Annotated in this window: 14 protein-coding genes; 2 read left to right on the top strand and 12 right to left on the bottom strand. The window is 55.8% G+C overall.

What is annotated here, in order from left to right; genetic code table 11:
• From DSM25558_RS29130 to DSM25558_RS24020, 3 genes are all read right to left on the bottom strand, one after another.
• Positions 1–258 (bottom strand): hypothetical protein (locus tag DSM25558_RS29130; RefSeq protein ID WP_210189140.1); only part of this gene is annotated, 258 nt, incomplete at its 3' end.
• A gap of 78 nt (positions 259–336) precedes the next feature.
• Positions 337–2259, bottom strand: a complete 1923-nt coding sequence (locus DSM25558_RS24015; protein WP_077107180.1) for a methyl-accepting chemotaxis protein — start codon at positions 2257–2259, stop codon at positions 337–339.
• 1077 nt (positions 2260–3336) lie between these two features.
• The gene (locus DSM25558_RS24020) at positions 3337–4224 is read right to left on the bottom strand and encodes a LysR family transcriptional regulator (RefSeq protein WP_077107181.1); all 888 of its coding nucleotides are present in this window, start codon (positions 4222–4224) and stop codon (positions 3337–3339) included.
• Positions 4225–4321: 97 nt separating this feature from the next.
• Between DSM25558_RS24020 and DSM25558_RS24025 the strand changes: the two genes are divergently transcribed.
• The gene (locus DSM25558_RS24025) at positions 4322–5335 is read left to right on the top strand and encodes a zinc-dependent alcohol dehydrogenase family protein (RefSeq protein WP_077107182.1); all 1014 of its coding nucleotides are present in this window, start codon (positions 4322–4324) and stop codon (positions 5333–5335) included.
• A gap of 238 nt (positions 5336–5573) precedes the next feature.
• Here DSM25558_RS24025 and DSM25558_RS24030 read toward each other — a convergent pair whose 3' ends face one another.
• From DSM25558_RS24030 to DSM25558_RS24045, 4 genes are read right to left on the bottom strand one after another with little or no spacing between them, the layout of a single operon-like run.
• The gene (locus DSM25558_RS24030) at positions 5574–6578 is read right to left on the bottom strand and encodes an ABC transporter permease (protein ID WP_077107183.1); all 1005 of its coding nucleotides are present in this window, start codon (positions 6576–6578) and stop codon (positions 5574–5576) included.
• Position 6579: 1 nt separating this feature from the next.
• On the bottom strand, positions 6580–7614 hold the full coding sequence (locus DSM25558_RS24035; protein WP_077107211.1) for an ABC transporter permease: 1035 nt from the start codon (positions 7612–7614) through the stop codon (positions 6580–6582).
• Entirely contained in the window at positions 7604–9160 is a 1557-nt protein-coding gene (locus tag DSM25558_RS24040) for a sugar ABC transporter ATP-binding protein (protein ID WP_077107184.1), read from the bottom strand. The genes DSM25558_RS24035 and DSM25558_RS24040 overlap by 11 nt, the downstream gene beginning before the upstream one ends.
• Positions 9161–9194: 34 nt before the next feature.
• Complete coding sequence (locus DSM25558_RS24045) at positions 9195–10199, bottom strand: sugar ABC transporter substrate-binding protein (protein ID WP_077107185.1); 1005 nt, start codon at positions 10197–10199, stop codon at positions 9195–9197.
• A 627-nt stretch (positions 10200–10826) separates the two neighbouring features.
• On the opposite strand from DSM25558_RS24045, the gene DSM25558_RS24050 reads away from it, so the two are divergent.
• A complete protein-coding gene (locus DSM25558_RS24050; protein ID WP_077107186.1) occupies positions 10827–12440 on the top strand; it encodes a patatin-like phospholipase family protein in 1614 nt (537 codons plus the stop codon).
• A gap of 231 nt (positions 12441–12671) precedes the next feature.
• Here DSM25558_RS24050 and DSM25558_RS24060 read toward each other — a convergent pair whose 3' ends face one another.
• From DSM25558_RS24060 to DSM25558_RS24080, 5 genes are all read right to left on the bottom strand, one after another.
• Entirely contained in the window at positions 12672–13628 is a 957-nt protein-coding gene (locus tag DSM25558_RS24060; protein WP_244554298.1) for a PfkB family carbohydrate kinase, read from the bottom strand.
• 119 nt (positions 13629–13747) lie between these two features.
• Positions 13748–14863, bottom strand: coding sequence for a hypothetical protein (locus tag DSM25558_RS24065; RefSeq protein ID WP_083716644.1), 1116 nt, complete (start codon positions 14861–14863; stop codon positions 13748–13750).
• The gene (locus DSM25558_RS24070) at positions 14860–16779 is read right to left on the bottom strand and encodes a hypothetical protein (protein WP_077107189.1); all 1920 of its coding nucleotides are present in this window, start codon (positions 16777–16779) and stop codon (positions 14860–14862) included. The genes DSM25558_RS24065 and DSM25558_RS24070 overlap by 4 nt, the downstream gene beginning before the upstream one ends.
• A 3-nt stretch (positions 16780–16782) precedes the next feature.
• Entirely contained in the window at positions 16783–17919 is a 1137-nt protein-coding gene (locus DSM25558_RS24075; RefSeq protein ID WP_077107190.1) for a phosphoribosyltransferase-like protein, read from the bottom strand.
• On the bottom strand, positions 17916–19772 hold the full coding sequence (locus tag DSM25558_RS24080) for an HAD hydrolase family protein (protein ID WP_244554299.1): 1857 nt from the start codon (positions 19770–19772) through the stop codon (positions 17916–17918). Before DSM25558_RS24080 ends, DSM25558_RS24075 begins: the two co-directional genes overlap by 4 nt.
• Positions 19773–20060 lie beyond the last annotated feature (288 nt).

Raw genomic sequence — 20060 nt, forward strand, 5'->3', positions numbered from 1 at the left:
ATATGTTGCAATCGAGGCATTTACGCGCTGGATCTGTTCCATGAGAGCGATAATGCTCTCGGTAACAGGGTCAGGCGTGTCCGGTTTCGCGTTTTGTAATGTCTCGATATGGTTTCGCAATACAGCACCGCGTGCACGCTGCTTGGGAAAATTAAGTATAGCTGCCATAAAATTCACCATCCGTAGCGGCGCGCGGACCGCGTCAACGAGTTGTCGATATAGCTCCCATTCACCGATCAGGGCTTTGGGATGACTCATAGTGTTTCAAAGGGCTGAGTGATGATGGCCCCGCGCCAAACTGGGCGGGGCCATCATGCCATCCCAAGGAGCCCGTTATCAAAAGTCTTCCCAGTTTTCCTTGACGCTAGTGTTGCCGGAGAACGCCCTCGATACCTTGCCGACCAGCTTTCTAACGGGCGACTGCACCGGGCGATGCCCAGCACCAACCGCCATGACGGAAGCCGTCTGCCGAAGCGCGCCGCCAAGCTGGAACTGCGCGATCAGTTCGCGTAGTCTGCCGCTCTCATTCGCGAGTGTGGCTCCGGCCGCACTGGTCTCCTCGACCATCGCCGCATTCTGCTGCGTCACCTGGTCCATCTGGTTGACCGCCGTGTTGACCTCAGCCAAGCCCACCGACTGTTCCCTGGCCGATGTCGCGATCGAGTCCATGTGCTGGTTAACGGTGACGATATAGCCTTCGATCGTCTTCAAGGCTTCGCCGGTGTCGCTGACAAGCTTGACGCCGCTTTGAACTTCGAGCGAGGAGTTGCGGATCAGCTCCTTGATCTCCCTGGCTGCCTGCGCCGAGCGCTGGGCCAGTTCGCGCACTTCCTGTGCGACGACTGCGAAGCCCTTGCCAGCGTCACCGGCACGTGCAGCCTCTACCCCCGCATTGAGAGCCAACAGGTTCGTCTGGAACGCGATCTCATCAATAACGCCGATAATGTTGGAGACCTGATTGGAGGATGCCTCGATCTTCTGCATGGCTTCGACCGCATTGGCGACAACCCGACCCGACTCAGCAGCGCTTTCATTCGCGAGAACAGCCACTTTGCGAGCCTCGTCGGCGCGCTTGGAGGAGTTGGCGACATTGACAGTGATCTGATCGAGGGCGGCAGCCGTCTCTTCAAGCGAAGCCGCCTGCTGCTCGGTGCGCCTGGAGAGATCGTCGGCACCTCGGCTGATTTCTTGCGAGCCGCTGTCGATCAAACTCGTAGCGCTTTGAACTGCGCGTAACGTTTCTCCAAGTTGCTCGACTGCGCCATTGAGATCGTGACGCAAGGCTTCAAAATCGGCGGCAAACGGTTCGTTCAGCTTGAAGGTCAGGTCTCCTGCAGCGAGGCGCTTCAGGCCTGTTGCCAGCCCGGCTGTGGCCTGGGCCAAACGTGCCTGCGCGGCGGCTTCTGCCTCTGCAGTCAGTCGCAGGCGATCTGCTTCAGCCCGCGCACGGCTTGCCTCCGCTTCCGCTTCCAACTCCCGGTTGGTTATCGCAGCCTGGCGGAAAACTTCAACGGCCCCAGACATGTCTCCAATTTCGTCGCCGCGGCCACGTCCCGGTACTTCGCCTGAGGTGTCCCCTCCTGCCAAGCGTCCCATGAACGCGGTCATTGCCCGGATCGGCTTGGCTATCGACAAGACCAGCAGTGCTCCGGCGACCATTGCTAGCACAAGGCTCGCAACCGACGAGATAGCAAGCGTCGTGTAGGATGTGGCAACTGCAGCGTCTTGTGTCTCCACAGCCGTATCGAGACGATCCTGTGCGACACCGCTCATTTCAGCGGCTTTTGATCTCATGGCATCCATGGTTGCTTTACCAACGCCACTGGCTTCGAGATCAGCTGCCTGTCCTCGCGTAGCAGGTTGCTGCATCAGCCTTATTTCGACCTCGGCAACCTCACGCTGCCATTTGGCAGCGTTCGCAAGAAACGCGTCGAGCCGCGCAGTCTGGTCAGGGCTCGTTACCCATTCAGCGCGAAGGGCTGCTTCAGTCTTGGCCAGATTGGCTTCGCCGGATCGATAGGGTGCCAAAAAGTCTTCGTTGCCCGAAACGAGATAGCCACGAAGACCGGTTTCCCTGTCAATCATAGCAGACATCAACCTGTCAGTGCCGCGCAAAACCCGAGCACGCTTAAGCGCATCAGATGTGGCGTCATCGGCAATACCCAACTGCATCCAGTTGAAAGCGGCCGAGGCAAGTACCATGAGAAGCAACAGTGCGAACGCTACCATGAGTTTTGTACGTATTTTCCAAGAAACCATATTCGTTCCGAACTTTACATTTAGCTGGCGGTCGACAATCTGGCAAAAGAGCTGCCCTCCTTTTGCCATGAAGCAAGAGAAACGTTGTGTTGTCACCGAGTGGAAAAATATGCGCGATTCAAACTCATGGTCATCATGAGCGCTGCCAGAGCAGTTATTTTCGCATATTTCTATTTAGAACTATAATTATTGAAGCATGATTAATCATTAGGTAAACGTGATGCCATAATGGGCTGTTTCTTCGGAGACCGTAGCCAGACACGCGGAACTGGTAACTTTAGCATGCTGCTTGACAGCAATACCTTGAGGTGGCGATCAAGCCTTTGAGGTTCTTGGGTCCATCCCCGCAAAGGGACCGAACGCGACTTTGAGGACCCGATTTGCACGATCTCGCAACTGCCGGCCGGTCCGACGTAGCGGTAGGGAGAGCACGAGGAATTGTGTGGCCGGGGCCAGAGCTGGGGTGAATGCGGTATGGGTAAGCGATGATTATCGCCGAGGCCAGCATTTTTGAAACCAGCTCGCAAGAAACGACCGTCACCAGCCGCAACGAGCACCACACCCATGCCAGATGAGACGCCCGTGACCTTTGGGAGTTCCATGGCGTTGCTCCAGTCGGCTCAGAAGTCCATGATATGCCCTGACAAACAGGAAGGGTGACAAAGGGCTGGCGACAGTGCGACAACTCATTCCCTATCATGTCGCACCCGAGCGTCTTTAACTCGAAACGCGCTGGGCCTCGCTCATGCCCTATGCCGCCGCGGCCGAACTACTCGCCGATGCTTCCGATCGACTGCGATACCAATGCCTGTGATCCGGCTCCAAAGGTTCACCCTTTCGGCGCGGAAGAGTGAACCCAGATGCTACGAAGTAAGATGCTGATGTGCATTAATTTTTTGCTGCCCCAGCTGGGGTCATCTTTCGGCACCTATGGCGGGGTCAAATGATTCGCCGAAACACATTACTTAAGCGTCTGATCCAGCACAGATCTGCAGTGCGAAACATGGCTGCCCCTATCTCGTGACGCGATCTGGAGACTTAACCAAGATCATGAAAACTTTAAACTTGAAGGCCTGCTTAAGCCAGCTTCTGCGCAAGGTGCTGGATTGCCAAGCGGACCTTTGGGAGCATGATAGGAGACTTCAACCACACGGCATTTATGTCAAAGGTGATCGAGGCGACATCTGTCAAAATGGCGATCAACTCACCGCGGGCGAGCTTGTCGCCGATCAGCCAGGACGGCAACCAGGCGAGACCCCGGCCGTCGATTGCCGCTTGCGCAATCACGTCGAGATCATCAAGGCGCAAACGGCATTGCGGTTTGATCTGGCGGAACGGATGGTCTTTCGTCGGAAATATCCATGTCCGGTCATAGTCGGCCCGATTATAGACCAGCCCATAGTGCTGCTCGATCTCATCAACGGCTTTCGGCGTTCCGTGTTTTTCAAGATAGCTCGGCGAAGCGCAGACGATCATATGTTTGTGCGTCAACGTCCGCGTCATCAGTGAGGCACTGTCTTTCACAGGACCATTACGGATCGCAAGATCGAAACCGTCATCAACGAGATCAACGATCCGATCGCTGAAGGATAGCTCGAGTTCAAGGTCGGGATGATCGTCAAGCAGGCGGAGCAGGATCGGCGCGACACATTGGCGTCCGTATAGCACCGGCATAGTGACACGCAACTTTCCGCGCACGTCCGTTCGGCCAGTTTCCAAAAGGGCCTCGCCAAGCCTGATTTCGTCAAGCGCCTTCACGCAGCGCTCGTAGAAAAGATTGCCCTGTTCGGTGAGGCCGAGGCTGCGGGTCGTTCGATGGAAGAGGCGCACGCTCAAACGCTCTTCTAGCCGCGAGATTGTCTTCGCAACGGCAGAACGGGTCAAGTTCAGTCGTGCTGCCGCGGCGGAAAACCCGTTTGCCTCGACTACCTCGACAAAAACAGAAATGCCCTCCAAACGCGCCATTTGTATCCTTCTCAGAAACAATTATCGGATTTTATATCGCCACACGCGACTTCATTTCAACGATAAACTGCTTTCGTATTTTCCAAGGAGAATTGAAATGCCGAAAACAAGACAATGGACGATCGATGGCTTTGGCCCGAAGAATTTGCAGATCAGCACGACGGATATCAGCGATCCGGCCGGGTATAATGTGCTCGTGAAAACTGAGGCAGTGTCTCTCAACTATCGAGACAAGATGGTCATGGAAACCGGCATGGGGCTCGATTTGAAATTTCCCTTTGTTCCGGTCTCCGACATGGCCGGGATTGTCGAAGCTGTCGGACCTGATGTCACGCGCTTCCGGCCGGGTGATCGGGTGATCTCGACGTTTTCACCGGGCCGCATCGAGGGCAAGGGGCTGGGTGACGCCCGCAACATTCCTTACAAGACACTGGGCGGCTTTTATCCAGGCGTGCTGTCTGAGTATGTCTGCTTTTCGGAGGAATGGTTCGTCCACGCGCCGTTGACGCTTGATACAGCAGAAGCTAGCACCCTGCCCTGCGCCGGCCTGACGGCTTGGTTCGCGCTGATCGAAAGAGGTAACCTGAAGGCTGGCGACCGAGTGCTCGTGCAGGGAACCGGTGGCGTTTCACTGTTCGGCTTACAGATCGCCAAGGCTCATGGCGCCGAGGTATTTATCACCTCCGGCAGCCCGGAGAAGCAGGAGCGTGTACGGGCGCTTGGCGCCGACCATGTTCTTGGCCGCGACGACTGGGTAGAGCGTGTTTACGAACTTACTGACGATGCCGGCATCGATCATATTCTCGAACTTGCAGGTGGGCCGGCGTTCGGGAAGTCATTGCAGGCCATTGCCGTCAATGGGCGGATTTCGGTAATCGGTGTGTTCGAGGGCTTTGAAATATCCGGCCCGGTCGCGCCCTTGCTGCTAAAATCGCCGACCGTCCAGGGTATCTCGGTCGGCCATCGTCGGGCACTGGAAGATTTCGTTCGCGCCGTTGATAGGGTCAAGCTGAAGCCTGTCATCGATCGACGCTACCGCTTCGACGAGGCCAGGGAAGCGTTCAATCATCTGAACGACGGTCCGTTTGGCAAGATTGTCATCGAATTCTAGGCTATCATCTTTCGATCAAGCGGCCGGCCCGCTAGAAATGCGTTTGCCGGCCCGTCTATGCTTATTAACCGCGTTCGCTATGACGTTTCTGCTCTTGAAAGGGATCGAACCCGTGACGTCGTCACGGAAGCTGTTGAAATTGTGTGGAAATAGGCATTCAATAGATTGCTAAGATCCTGAAAAGCACAGCGCCACCGCCTTGAAGAGCGGTGGCGCGTTTTTGTGAATACGTGGAAGCCTAGTGACGCTCCAAAGCTCTGCGATTGGCCGCACCGGCCACCAGCACAAGAAAAATCAGCACACCGGTGGCCACCTGTTGCCAGTAGAAATTAAGGCCTGACAACAAGAGACCGTTGGCAACGATGCTCAGCAACAGCACACCCAGCACGGTGCCAGCCACGTTTGGTCGGCCATGGGGATTAAGCGTCGTGCCGATGAATGTCGCACCGATTGCATCGAGCAGGAAAGCGTTGCCGGATGAAGGAATATAGACGGTGACCGTCGAGGTAACGATTAACCCCGCCAGTGCAGCGATCAGGGCTGCGACGATGTAGGTGGTGGCGATCTGCAGCGACCAGCGTATTCCCGAATAGCGCACCACACTCGCCTGAATACCAGAGGCGATCACGACCCTGCCGAACCGGCTTCGCGACAGCACCGCCCATGCCGACACGATAACGACAAAGGCTATGACAAGCGGAACAGGAATACCTAGAATATTGCCATGACCGAGGGTCTTAAATGCCTCCGGGATCGTCGCAGGCGGCAGATAGACCGGGTTTCCGCCATTGGTCAGAAGCTGCTGCATACTGCGCCCCACAAACAGCGTGCCGAGCGTTGCCAGAAACGGCGAAATACCAATTCCAGAGATGAGAATGGCATTGAACACGCCGACTAGCCCGCCACCCAGAAGCCCGGCCAAGGCGGCAACCCAGACAGGCTGTCCGGCAAGGACGAGAGAGACGAAAAAGAAGCTGGCGAAATCGATGGATGTGCCAACCGAAAGGTCGATACCACCAGAAGCAACCACGAATGTCATCGCAATTGCCGTTATGGCCAGCAGCGTGAAATTGTTGACAAGCAAGCTCGTCAAATTGGCCGATGTCAGAAACCCTGATGCTCCATAGGAAAACAGCGTGAACACGGCCAAGAGAATGATCGGCAATGCGTATCGCGTGATGAGGGAAGATTGGCCTCGCGCCTGGGTTTCCGTCTTTGGAACAGATGTGGATTGAAATGTCATCTTAGCGGTTCTCCCTGCGCAGAATGGTTGTGGCAGAGACCACCAGCAGGATCAGGACCCCTTGGATACCATTGACCAATGTGCTGGAAATGTTGAGCAACTGAAAGCCGTTGATGAGGCATCCGATGAAAATCGCCGACAGAAACGTACCGGTGATTGACGGCACGAGCCTGCGGGAAAATACCGAACCCAATAGCGCTATGACGACCACAGGCAATAGCATTTCCCCGGCACCGGTCGTGCTTCCGCTCAAATACGATATCGAAAGAATACCAGCCACACCGCCGCAAAAGCCACTGGCCAGAAACGACCCAGCGATGAAGCGCTTGACTCGCAGGCCGGACGCCCGTGCCGCTTCAGGAAACTCCCCTACCGCATAAAGCCGCAAACCAACTGGTGTGTACTGGACGATTACCGCTGCAAATATGGTTACGATCACAAGCACGTAGGCCAAAATCGGAATATCGAAAGGACCATAACCGGAAAAGACGGAAAGGACATCCGAGGACGCCGATATGACCGTGTTCTGGGTGAGCACGAGTTCCAGACCGGCAACGATATTCATCACAGCCAGTGTTGCAAGCAGAGGCGCTATTCCGGCCACCGTCACCGCGAAAGCATTGACCGCGCCGATCAGCAGCCCCACGCCCAAAGCGCCAGCAGCGGCGACACCATCGCCATGCCCGGACTGCAACAGCGTGGCATAGACGGCAGCACTCAGTCCCATATTAGCAGCAAGCGACAGATCGATACCGCCTTTGACGACATTCGATCCCCCCGCGATCAAGACCACGGTCAGCCCGATGGCAAGCACACCCGCAATGGCCGATTGTGATAGAATATTGCCGAGATTCCCGACAGACAAAAAGAATGGTGTTGCCAAGGAGAAATACCCGAACACAAGTCCGAAAACAGCCAGCGCACCACCTCGCAGAAACAGAATTTCGAAACGCTTCGACAGACCAATTCTAGCCGGATCGACGGCACCCGGATCATTGAACACTACAGTTGCCGGATAGGATGTATCAGCGACCATGGTCATGCCCCTCCCAAGCGCCCGTTACCTCAGCCAGCACTTGCTGCTGGCTTGTATGCGATGACGGGAATTCGCGAGTGATGCGGCCCCGATAGAACACCAGAATCCGATCCGTGATGCCGAGCAGTTCCTCGATATCTGAAGACAGGACAATGACACCCGCGCCGCGCCCTACCAATTCACTGATCAGAGTGTAGATCTCGACTTTGGCGGCGATATCGACGCCCACCGATGGCTCGTCGAGCAGATAGATTTCCGATTGACGACTAAGCCACTTTGCCAGCGCAACCTTCTGCTGGTTGCCGCCCGAAAGCGTCCGGACCAGCGCATCGGCGCCATCGGCCTTGATGTGCAAACGCGCTATGAGATCATCGGCATGCTTTTTCTCTTTGCGTCTGTCTAAAAAGCCCAGACCCGAAAAACGCCCCAAACTGGCAAGCGTCATGTTTTCGCTAACCGTCATATCAAGCGCAACGCCATCACGCCTGCGATCTTCCGGCACGAGGGCAAGCCTGTGTGTGGCGGCTTTTGCAGGCGATGGCAGAGACACACTTTCTCCGAGCACCTCGATTGATCCGGCAGACGGCCTTTCAATTCCAAACAGAGAGCGGATCAGTTCTTTCGCGCCCGATCCAACCAAACCAGTTAACCCGATAACCTCGCCGCGCCTTAAACGGAAGCTGACATCGCGGTACTTGCCCGTAAGCTCCAGCGCTTCGACATCGAGGAGCGTTTCTCCCAGCCGCACGTCTGCCTTGGGGTACAGCTCATCGATCGTCCGGTTGACCATGAGTGTGCCGATGTGAGAAGCAGACGTCTCAGAAACCGGCAATGTCGCCACATCGCGACCGTTGCGCAACACAGTAACCGTGTCGCAGATGTCGACGATCTCGCCAAGATAATGGGAGATGTAGATGACGGTGATCCCATCGGCGCGAAGCCTGCGAATGAGGCCGAAGAGAAGCTCAGCCTCCCGTCGCACCAGCGCTGCCGTCGGCTCGTCGAACACCAGAACCTTGGGGTTATCCAGCAGCGCGCGCGTGATCTGAACGATCTGTTTTTCAGCCGCGGTCAGTTCCGAGATCAAAGCGGAGGTCGGTAATCTCACGCCAAAATAGCGTTCCAGTATCTCCGCGGCCCGCCGCCGCATCAATCCGCGGTCCAGAAACGGCGTGCCAGAAATCCGCGGTTCCCGACCGAGAAAGAGCGCCTCGCCAACGGTAAAAGTGGGCACTAAGAGCCGATCCTGGTGGATGAAATGGATGCCGAGGCTTTCCACCAGATGCGGAGTGAGCCTGTCATAGATCTTGCCATCGATCTCGATCACACCGCTGTCGACGGAGTAGAGCCCGGCAAGCAGCTTGATGAGCGTGGACTTGCCCGCACCGTTTTGCCCGACCAGCCCGTGCACTGTGCCCGGTTTTACGCTGAGCGAGGCGTGATCGAGCGCTCGAGCACCGCCGAAGGCCTTGCTGATATTTTTAAAACGGATGATCGCAGCGTCAGGCACCACCGCTTCATTGTCCGTATCAAGGGCAAAAGCCATGACAAATCTCTCCGAAAATCGCGTGCCGCTACCGTTAACCGATGCCGAGTTTCTTCGTCACCTCGGCAACATTCGCCTTGTTGGCAAGCAGAGCCGGGACATAGGTCTCACGCGCAACCGTTTGTCCGGAAAGATGACGCGCCACATTGCGGATCGCGATCCTGCCGAGTTCCGCCGGTTGCTGGGCAACGTCGGCTGCGGCTGGCGAGTTGGGATCGGCAACCAGCTGAAGAACTTCGGGGCTGCCATCCACACCGTAGGTCTTGATCTCCGTCCGACCGGCGGCCGTCAGCGCCTGCGTCGCACCCAGCTGAGGAATGTCCCAGGCAGACCAGATGGCCTTGATGGAGCCCTTTTCCGGGTACTTGTTCAAGATGGCGGTGATCTGCGTAAACGCGTCCTGTACCGTGTTGGGTATGACGTCGCGCAGTTCCGGCTGCAGGATCTTGATCTTGGGGAAATACTTGGTGACGTTGACGAGTTGGTCGTAGCGGATCGCGCAGGGCGTGACGCCGTAAAAACCGTTGAAGACGACAATATTGCCTTCGCCACCGATGTCGGACACGAGTTGCAGCGCCAGATCCTTGCCAATGCCCCAGTTATCGGAGGTCGAATTGTTCAGCGAATTCGTCGAACCGACATCGATGGTAAACACGGGAATGCCTGCGTCTCGCGCTCGTTTTAGCCAGGGGTCGATCACGCTCAACGTGCCCAGCAGCTGCACGATCGCATCAGGCTTTTGCGCAATCAGCGTTTGCAACTGCGACACAAGCTTGCCGTCATTGCGTCCGGCGTCGACCGCGATCGGCTCGCCACCCAGCTTTTTGACCTCATCGATCTGGGCGTTGTAGGCCTGCAGGTCAAAAAAGTGATCGGTGCCAGTCGCGCTGATGCCGATGCGCTTGCCTTTCAAAGACAGGCCATCTTCTGCAAGAGCACCAGTTTTCAGTGACATTCCCACACCCGCTGCAACACCAGCGACCGTTGTGAGTTTGAGAAGATTGCGGCGGTTGAGGCCGGAGGTAAAGTCGTTCGTCATGGTACGCCCCGAATAATTGATATAATCTATAACTAATATCAACTAATTGCGGACCGACAGGCAGAATTTTCCAAAAGAATGCGGCCGTGAGAAAATTCTCGAATATCTCCACGACTGGAACAAAACATGCAACGCATGCACATCACCTCGATTGCTGCGAAAATCTAAGCCGTTCACGGCTCAATGTGAGCCAAGTGATTGACGACTTCGAGCACCTACCACGGAGACGCCGCTGAACGCAGTTTCCAAATCCAGATCGACTCAATGCCAATCAGCTATCTTGCCTCCGCCTTGAAAGGAATCGAACTGGAGGCCCGCCGTTTGCAGCGGTTTCCAACTTATAAGCTTTTGGAAGTTCGATGTTTTTTCTTTGAGTTTCGATCACCGGACCATCTGTGCTTGCGTAGCTTAGGGGAGCCAGCAGCGGCGTGGGGGCGGTACGTCTCTACCAAACAAGTGATCAGTTCACGCCACGCTTCCCTAAACTTCCTGCAGTGTCTATGGTCAATGGATCCGAAATATCTATTTTTGCCTGTTACACGGCGCCGGTTGTTCAGACATGACGCAGACCACCTTTAGTCCGCTCAACACGCAGTTATACCCCTTTGATTGGAATTGAGCTAGATTTTGGAAAGCCAACGAGTTTATTGCATATTCGAAGGAGCTGGGGCTCGTGGACTTGGACATCTTGGTGCCTATAGATCCATATCGAAAAACGGTCTCGACATCGTGGGTTTTGCCGGCACATCTGCGGGTGCCATTGTTGCCGCTTTGGCATGCAGCGGATATTCGGCAGATGAGCTGTTCTCGGACGTCGATGGCAGCACGATCCTTGATTTGCTCGACATGGAGGCTAGAAATGCCGATATTCGGTCCACCGTCAAGCCGGCACGAACTCCTGCAAAGTTATTTGGGAAGCACGAATGGTGGAAGATCTGCCTTATCCGCTATTTGCTGAAGGAAAAGTGGATCTTTTGGTTTATCGCGCTTAGCGTCATTGGTGTTGTTCTCGTTGGCTATTTTCTTTACCCTCAACTCGCTCTCGGCTTATTGATCATCGGCCTGACGATCGCTTCTGTATGCGGGTACACATTCGTGCGGGGCGTTGTCCGCCTTGACCCTGTCAGGTTGAGTCTGGACCAACTGCTGGCAATCAAAATCCATGGTTCACGTCACGGCCCGCCGGTGACATTTGAAACGCTTGCATCAGCCGGTCGGCCCCCATTGAAAATCGTCGCGGCGAACATCTCATCTCAGGAAACGACAGTCTTTTCAGCGGAGACAACACCAAACGTACCGGTTTCCGAAGCTGTTTGCGCTTCCATTGCAATTCCCGGTGTTTTTCGGCCGAGGTTTGTCGATGGTAGCTGGTTTATGGATGGCGGTCTGGTTTCGAACCTCCCAGCTTGGACGTTTGATGATGAGAGATCGACGGACAGGGACGCGCTGACCGCAGCAATCGAGATCGGAGTAACAGCCTCTGAAACGCCCTCCCCTGAGACCTGGTCGATCGGCTCCGCACTGCGGACTATAATTTTCGGATCAGGCATGTTGAATAAGCGCGGCGTGGACCGCTTGACGCCAGAGCGGCTGACGGTCAACATCGGTTTGCTCGACTTCGATATCGGGCGCACAAGGGCCGCGGATATCGTACGCGAGACCGCGCAATATTGCGATTCTAGCCTGATCAAGCGGATGATCGAGCTCCCCCAACTGATCAACGACACGTGTGAAAGCGTATCTCAACGCTGCCATGAGTTGATCGGGGCGGCCTATCTCGCGGCTGGCGTACCAAACAGCCAATTTAAGACACGGATAGCTATCGCGATTCCGATAAGCCCACGGTTTCGAACCACGCGGTTGGAATTCAGTTCTGGCTATGACGAAATATCTGACGAAAGAATCTCTTTGCCGATCGACCGTTCACTTATCGGTCGGGCGTGGAACGAAAATCAAACTCTCTACGTCTCCAAGAGCGACAAGGGCGTCTGGGACCAGAGCCTCTCTGCGCCGCAAGATAGATGGCTACGAAAGTTGATATGGAAAGACTTGAGCTGGGTTCTGTGTGTTCCGCTCGCTATTGATGACGAGACACGGGTAGTTGTCACTCTCGATAGTGACCAGGACCTTGCCTCCGATGAGGCCGCGCAACAGGTATTGCTGGATACGTTGGAAGACCTTATATTGAAAGAGTTCAAGTTTCTTGAAACGGTAGAAAAGGAGTTGTTACATGGCCGTTAGAATGCTGTCACGTCCGATGAACACTGCTGGTCATTCCGGCTCAAGCGCAGCAGTTCGCGACGCGGTTCGGACAAAATATTCGGAGTATTCGGCGCCGACACAGCATGGCCAGAAGGCCTCTGAACTCGCCAAGGAGATCCGTGAGTTTGAAACCAAGGTGGAAGCTAATCCACGATCTGCAGTTCGTGGCCGTGACGCTAAATCTGGCCTATTCAAGTGAAAGTCTGCAGCTTATGCGGCGGATTTCGTGTTGACGTTTTTCGCGCTGGACCCGCTTACGGGGCAAGCGGGGCATGCTACAACAGGACCAGATGCGACGGTGACATCGACAGGGATAAATGCTGATCGGCCCTCGAGAATCGCTCGAATATGTCGCTCGAAATCTTTGGAGGAAATCTGATACATCCCCCCTCTCGCTCCCTCAAAACCGCAGTTCCACGCCGCAAGAGCTTGGCCATAGCGCAGTGACTCGCGAAGCACGGCTGGACCAATTTGACGAAATCCAGACAGGCCACCAAAAGCAGTTTTTGCTAAAAATCCTCCGGTACACCAGTCTCCCGAACCGCAACTATCGACAAGTGCCGGCGCCTGACAGGCCGGTACATTGATCCACCCTGCTGGTGAGCCCGACAGACGCTCACGATATCGCAGGCCCTCCGCCCCTAACGTCTGAATCTCAACGAGGGGTGCCCGGTCGCTGGTGATCGATGCTCCTACGTCGGCCAAACGTTGGTCGGCATACTTCACGACATGGGCGAGCGCCATCGCCTCAGCAAAAAGGCGATCATCGTTCTTACCCGACGGTTCGAAGACCACGAGCGCGCCACGAATCGAGGCCTCTTTGGCCAATGTCAACGCCGCCCGCGAAACGCGATCAAAGAAAAACACGGACGAGCCAGCGAGGTTCGGAACGATTGTATCAACGGCAGCTTGCGTGACAGGCTTATAGCCCGGCAATCGCTGACCACAATGGGGGCACGTCCACAAGAACCGATGCGTTGGCTGTCCGTCGCGGCCCCGCCTTATCTGTTGGATGATGATCGGGGTATGGCCGGTCGGCGCGCAGTTTGCAAAGTCGAGATGGACATTCCATGTATCAAAGTCGGAGCGCGCGCGCTCCGAAGCAGGGTCACCGTTCATCCGGGCAATCGGGTAGGCATTCCAGCCAAGATAGGCCATAATCGCCATGACATTGCCGCAAGTCCCACCAGCCCATGATTGCACGGGTGTGGTCGGATCAGCACCCATGACAAGGTCCAATGCCACAAGACCGGTGCCGAAAATTCTGGGTGGGTTGACGATCGACTTCATCGGGCGTTCGTCCTTTCATGATGCAATGGTGGTCGGGGCTTTGGGTAAACGTCCCCCTCCAACCAGATATGGACGAAATGGGGCGGCGCGGCGACCGCCCCGATGCTCGGTTTCATATCATACCCTAACGCCTCAAGGTAAGCGATGGGTAAATCCCTCTCGAGTGCAGCCATCAATGCGCCAAGCGCCATAACCTTGCTCCCAAGGGGCGACAGCACTGTGACGGATCCGCCCACCTCCGAGAACACCGGGCGGCGAAGGTCGTTCAACCGAAGAATTGTCCGGTAGAGGTCCAGAGGGTCAGTCTCATCAGCATAAACAATGTCGCGCGCATCCACCGACCAAGCACTTTCAAGCTCGGTGAGAAACTCTTCCACGAGGCGGTCGCCCATTCGGGGGTCACGCGCAGGAAAAGGCAGGATAGGGCAGGTGTCATGTGGTATTACAAACTCATGAAGCTTTCCCAAGGCCCCGCGGCGTCCGGATGCTAGTTGCGGTAGCCAAAGCTTAGCTGCGCTGCCGTTTCTGTCGAGTGTGGCGCCCCCGACGAAACCGTGGACATAGCCCGGTGTATCGCCTGCTATCGGCGTAATTGCCGCGTCTAGGGCGGGGTCGTGAGCGACGAAAAGATGGAGGTTTGCCGGCGCTAGCCCCTTGGCGATCTGCTCTACGAACAGCCGGATGATGGGGAAACTTGTCCCGACGGACAGTGCGCTTACATCAACGACGACATCTGTTACTCCATCAAAGTTTTGACGCGCCACGACCTTGGCCGCGTTGCGCCCGCCCACTACGGCCAGGTCAATTTCAAATATCTGGATCTCAGCAATCTCGTGATCAGGAAATGCTGCCGTCAGGCCTTCGATGTTCCCAGATGCACGAGTAACAAGCGGAGGGGATGGATTGGGTCTATTTTCCCGCATAAAGATAGCTCGCCGCCGCACCCCAGTCGCAGCGATTTGTTCGGCAATCACTTTGGCGCGAGGATCAAATCCGGCCCCAGCAATCAAGAGCACGTTGCGATCCTGTCCTTGGAAATACTCGCGGATGAACGTGCTTACGTCGGCTCCATTGTGAGAAATGCAGGGATCCCATCGCCATTGATGAATCACTTCGAGCCCTCCCCCAAGATCCGTACAAGGTCGCTGGTTCGACGTTCTAGAAAGCCGCCTCGCTTGAAGGTAAGACGATGGTGCAGGAGAGGTGCCCCCCCTAGCTCAATCAATACCCAGATCTTCTTCTTGGTGCCGTGATTCGGAACCAGGACAAATGCATTGTAGGCGATGCCAAACTTTAAGATGCGTGCGAGCTCAGGATTAGTTCGGGGTATCCCAAAAAAATCCTCTTGCAGGATCCCGAATGCGTTCGCCCCGCCGCCAAGCGGAGCATTTCCCTCGAGGCTTTTTTTGATGCAAGCCGCAGCGATGCCATCACACAGCTTACGGACCTGCTGATGATGGGGAAAATCCCACTCGCGCATCATCTCCGTTGCCCGCTCCCGCAAGAGGCTATGCTGTTTTGCAGCCGATAGGCTCGGAGACTTAGAGCGGATAACCTGAGTTTCAGACTGCGCCACTAGCCGCGCTGCAAGTTGAAGGAATTGCTCTGCGTTTTCCGAGCCAGCGTCGCAAAGAAGATCCATCCCGTAGAAGTAGGGTCGATCCTGACGGTGCATGAGGTGAACCTTAGCGCCCTCTAGGACCTTGTCATCGGCGAGCAGCGGCTTTGACGGTTCCGCGTCCTGCCCTTGGTCTTCAAACAGGCCATGCTGTGGCACTCGGTTGACATAGCGATGGATGAGGATCGCTAGCATCGCTAGCCGCATTTCCACGCTATCTTCGCCGCTGTTGGCCAAAGCGGCCGCGATTTCCTCTTCCAGCAGGCTGCGCCTGTCGGCTGTGATGTTGTAGCGCCGTTGTAAAGCGTCCACTTGATCGATGAGCTTTTCCTGTTTGGATTGGCCGATGTGCTCCACTTGGACCGCGAGCAAGTTTCCAAGATCCTTCAAACCTTTTCGACGAAAGATCTCCATCTGGGCAAGGTAGCGATTGGCCATCCCCTTGGCCATTTTCCGAAACGCTCTGCGCTGATTGGCGCGGTCACCGCCACTTTGCATCCAAATCGTTGTCGTTTCACGGGATCGTTTGAGGCCAGGGTCGTCGGACTGCGGATCCTCACTCTCTTCCAAAAGGACGTCGGAAGGCGACAATGCATCGAGCCTGGTCAGCACCCAACGCGAAACCCGCATTTCGCGGCGACTTAGCCAACGATGGAAAGAAGAAAACTGAGCAGGGTGAAGACTGTGGGCATCGTCAAAAATGGCGAGTGGCTTCAAGGTCAGAATACGATCTCCATCCTTCACCTTAAAGGCTTCAATGACATCGAACGGACGATAAGCGGCGGCCGCTCCATCATTGTCAATTGCGCTCAAATCGGGAGGTACCAGTGCGGCCGATATGTTGTAGATCGCTAGCTCTATCTCCCGCGCTCGCGTGAGCAAACCCTGACCACTGACGCCTCCAATCGCAGTGAGGGCAGCGTCGGTATCAGGCCGTGCTACGATCTCGACATTAGCGAGAGGTACGCCCGACGTTTGAACATTGCGCAGCCATGCAAGCACGGTGCGGGCTTGCAAGAGCGCAATCATCAGCGCGCTCCTCAGTTCCGGTGGATACGGAAATTCCCAAAATTCGCGGTACTCCGCTTCAAGAGGAACGCGCCCGCCAATCACCGCCGGGATGCCCTCATGGATCGCCCCGCACGTCGCCAACGTGTCGATGAGGTCGTCATAAAGCTCTTGCCCTCCATTGCGTAAAAGAGTTCGCAAGGTCGAATATTGGAACAGCCGCGCGAGCGTTGTTTTGCCACTGCCGGGAGTGCCAACGATTGTCGTGAGGCGATCGTAAAGCTTTCCTTGCTCCGCATGCTTTTGGAAGAAGGTGGCCAACGGTTCGGGCGTCACGACTGCCAAGAAGGCTTCATCGTCGCGAAGGTACTCGGTGGCACGTTTTTCAAACGGATTGACCATAGCTTATGAATGTCTCTGACGGCGCCGGAACAACGGCCGCATAGCGGCTACTTCGTTTCCGTCCCGCTCTTTGCCTTCGGTTTCGGCCCACAGGAGCGCCACCGAATTATTGGGGGTGTTGTGATCAAGGACGACCGGTAGTGCGCAACCGCCATAGCCAAGTCCAATATGGGGGACGCCGCCCACGGCCGTATGGTCCGTCTCAATTGACGGATCATAATATTTGTTCGTCAAGGCGATGAAGTCGCCAAACTCGTCTACTTTGTCGATCGGCAGGTCAGCCGGCAGTTTAGATCCGTAAGTAAACCGGATTTCCTTAGCCCATCCATCGGACTGAAGATGCGTTTCGGCATCCCTGACACGTTCTTCCATGGCCTGCGCCCCAGCATCGGTAGCGATGTAGTGATGGATGCATAAAACCCAGTCTGGTGTGCAGACATGCTTTCCGATCTGCCCCACCGCGTTTTCAAGCGACTCTTTGAAGCGTTGCAGCTTTCCCGACCATTTCGCCTTATCGGCATTCCAACGATGGAAAGAGGTTCCCGTCCCGACGAAGTCATCAATGAGATACACGAGGCGGAACTGTGCGGTCGTATCTCCGACTCGCTTCCCGAGGTCCGTGACGAGGTCCTCCCATTTTTGTTTGTCCAGTTGGGTTGCAAGAACAAACTGCTCGTTGGTGAGACGTCCGACTGTCGAGTGACGGATCCCGTCGATGTGGGCTCCATCGCTCAGCCCCATGAACAAGGTTTGTTTCCGCAGCCGTTCGACCGCCGCCCTTGCATTGTCATCGGCCAAGACCTGATAACGCGCAATGGACCTTTCTCGAGCCACCATACTGACAATTTGCTCGCGAACGGCAACCGGATAAAACTGTTCGACTAACCGGTTCAGTTCATTCGGTCCGACATAAACAAGTGCATTCCGGACAAAAGCGTAGGCTGTCGGCCGCTCCGTCTTGTCAAACTGCTGCAGCCAGGTCGCAAGACTTTCGATGAAACGCATTCCAGCCTGAAAATCGCGATAACCATCATACTTGAGCCTCGACATCAGCCGGAGCCAAGCAAACTCCCGCCTCGCCTGCTCGTCGTCCCACGCCATGATTTCGCTAAGGATTTTCAGCCCGAGATCTTCATTCATGAAAACGCTCCAGACTTCAGCCTCAGTTGCCGGTCTTGCGGAACCAGCAGCCCGAGATATTCGAGCGTTGCTTCCACGCCGCGCTGCCCGCCGCTCGCGAGGTTCCAGCATCGTGCAGGATCGACGCTCGTTTCATCGACACTCAAGCTGTCAACGCTATCCAGAAGCTCGTGATCATTCCCTGGCCACCGACCACGATCACCAATAGCAAGAATGCTTCCGCCAATTTCTCGCCTCAACCGTTCCACGACATTGAGCTTCGAGACTGAGGCCGCAACGATATCGATCGAATGGCTCGAACGTGTTACCTTAACCCCTCTGGCGCCAGTGCCACCGATGATCTGATGGGCGACGTCCCACAGCCGGCCCTCCGGCACGGCGCCTTCCGTTTCAAGCGTAATCTGAAATGGGCGATCAGTTTGTTTGGCCCACTGGACGAGTTCCGGGTGCTGTCTCAGCGCGAAAGCTAGCGGCGCGAGTTCGGTGCAACACGCCGCCGTCCTATCAGGAGCGCTGGTTTCCGCAAGGGTCGCGAGTTCCGCTCCATTGTAGTAGCCAACGAGCACCCCGCTCCAGTATCGTTCCGGCAGCGTATCACGGAGATCGCGGCCGACCGAAACCCCACGGCCGGTGGCGATGGCAATTCGGCCTCCGGCGTCTAGAAGACGAACCATGGCTTCCTTGACCCGGTCGGTCGGAAGTTGAAATCTGTGACGAGTGTCAACCAGAGTTCCGTCGTAATCGAAGCAAACTGCGGAGAAATCTTTACCCTCAAGGTTTGCGCGAAAGGCGGCGCATGCAGTCTTCCATGATTGCAGCTCCTCGGAGTTCATGCTTGAAACAGGCTTCCCGGCTTTACGGCTGATGGCTGCGTGTTCCCGTGCGCTGAGCTTGACAGGCGTTGCTTTTCTTCGTGGTCGGGGAAATGGCAGATTGTAAAGCCTTCGGCCAAAATCTGGAACACCCGGCCGACCGGGATCAATACCTCTGGCGACACCAACCCATTGGGTGATCCGCAACGCTGCTACAAGCGACGACAGCATGGCGGCAGCCGGCCGGCCCGGTACGTCAATTCTTGCGATTGGGATATTATCGGGTATGAGCTCCAACGTGCGATCAGCAAGGTCGCGATCGTCATCAGAAACAATTGCAAGAATTCCACTCGTGTCACCGCGCTTGGCAAGCCAGTGATGCCTGCCATGTGCAAAATTGCGATAGTCGGCAATTTGGAGATTGCCTAGCGCCGCTTCCGTGAACTTCGATTCCAGGTCGATCGCACCGACTTTTGTGGTGGGTCCATGTATGACGAGCGTGGTGTCACGGGACCACAGTCCAGCGGTTTCCTCCTGCCACGCGCTTACGGTAGCCGCTTTTGACGAAAGGAGGCCATCGACGACATCGGCGCAGTGATCCCAAAGTTCACCGTCGGCAAATTCCAGGGTATAAGCGCGGGTCAAGAGAGCGACAAATCCGAGCAGCGAGTTAGTTGCCAGGAAGCCGTCCTTGCCGGCCGGCGGCGGAAACACTAGCAGGTCGGAATAGGCATGAGTCCGGCAAACCTCAGCGAGCGGGCTGTCGAGCCGTCCGCAAATCGCAGTAACCTGCCTCGGCTCGCGAAGAAGCAGAGTCTTGGCCGCCGCGATGATGTCGACATTTCGTCCGCCGGCGCTGATCAACCAGTGCGAGAGCCCGCCAAGCGGTTCGCTCACTGCCTCAAGAGGGGTCGAGACTGTTGCAAGTCGTCCTGCCAGATGCTGGTGAAGGTATGACAGGGCATGCGCAGCTGTAAGGGAGCCACCGGATCCGATAGCCTGCAACGGAAGCGTTGCCGCCAATCGCACGGCAGCTGCCAAATTGCTGATTCCGACCGTTTTCGCCCAATCGAAAGTATCTTTTAAGCACTCCATCTCATTTGCATAGGGCCTAGCCATGGTCGTCCTGTTGTTGCGGAGCGTTCATTGCAGGAACTGTCCCGGCCATCGACGCGTAGGTTTAGAAATTGAGATTGGTCTAATCGCTGCAAATTTACAATGCGTGCCGCCCGTTAAACATGCCAATCCACAACTCTAAAGGGAGGCGCATTGGTGAATATCTAGGGCCCATCGAACATAAAAGTTTTATGAGAAAGCAGCGACTCCACA

Origin of the sequence: Agrobacterium sp. DSM 25558, assembly GCF_900100825.1 — a bacterium.
In the GTDB taxonomy this organism is placed as follows: Bacteria; Pseudomonadota; Alphaproteobacteria; order Rhizobiales; family Rhizobiaceae; genus Agrobacterium.